Genomic DNA, 1,036 nt, shown 5'->3' with positions numbered 1-1,036 from the left:
TTTGCAGACAAAGGTCGGCGCTCTGGTATCCGCAGATGTGTCATCGCTGGCGTCAGTGACTGCTGGGGCGTGCAGCAACGCACCTATGCTCGCCAGGTTCTGCCGTCGCACAGGATTGGCAAGCAGCCCATAGTGACGGATGCGGTGGGGTAGTGTCGCGATAGGGATGGCGTGGCGAACAAATTACAGATCAATAGGAATGCTTACATCACCAGCGAATAGAACCGGTCGGCAACCGTTTGGGCGCTCCCGTCGTCAATCAACTGTCCCTTGCGGATCATATGCATGATTTCAATGCCCGAAAGGATGATGCGTGCGCACCGGAAATCCTTGAAGCCATCATCGGCCTGATGATGCGTTTGATGGCGCGGTGATCCTGCTCGACCCCGTTGTTCAGGTACTTGTTCTGCCGGATCCGGATGGGCGTTTGCCGTTCAGCGTTGATGGCTTCAAGCGCGGCCAAGTTGGCGCCACTTTTGTCGATGGTGATTACCTCTGGCTCGCCATTCCGGTCGATCGCCTTCTCAAAATAGCGCCGCGCGGCCACCTTGTCGCGACGGGCGCGCAGCAGGAAATCCACGGTGTTGCCGTCCCTGTGCACTGCGCGGTACAGATATTTCCATTGGCCCTTGACCTTGACGTAGGTCTCATCCATTCTCCAGCTCCCGCCGACAGGGCGCTTGTGCTTGCGGAACGCCTTCTCGAACAATGGCACGAGCTTGATCACCCAGCGATGTACGCTTGAATGGTCGACCTCGAACCCACGTTCAGCCATCATTTCCTCAAGGTCGCGCAGGCTCAGCGAATACGCCACGTACCAGCGCACACACAGCAGGATCACGTCCAAGGGGTAGTGCAGCCGTTTCAGCACCCGGGCGATGCCCGGCGGCAGTGTCGTGCGTGGCGTCTTTGTCATCCGGGAAATCGTGTTCGTCAACCAAGTCGGTTCGCGAATTCTACCCACGACGCCTTATTGCGACACTGCCCGGTTCAATTCATTGGGTTTGCACAGTACAACTTCGCAGCCGGGCGCGGC

General features: G+C 58.1%; 1 protein-coding gene. It reads right to left on the bottom strand.

Going from position 1 to position 1,036, the window contains the following annotated elements; all coding sequences use genetic code 11:
* Positions 1-203 precede the first annotated feature (203 nt).
* Positions 204-916 (bottom strand): IS6 family transposase gene (locus PQR02_RS40515; protein WP_408243401.1). Its coding sequence is split into 2 segments (ribosomal slippage): positions 204-340 and positions 340-916, totalling 714 coding nucleotides; the frame shifts between segments, so codons are not numbered across the junction.
* Positions 917-1,036 lie beyond the last annotated feature (120 nt).

It is taken from the genome of Paraburkholderia sediminicola (assembly GCF_046026895.1).
Taxonomy (GTDB): Bacteria; Pseudomonadota; Gammaproteobacteria; order Burkholderiales; family Burkholderiaceae; genus Paraburkholderia; species Paraburkholderia sediminicola_C.
Note: the sequence above shows the minus strand (reverse complement) of the source record. Positions and strands in the feature narration are given on the sequence as shown.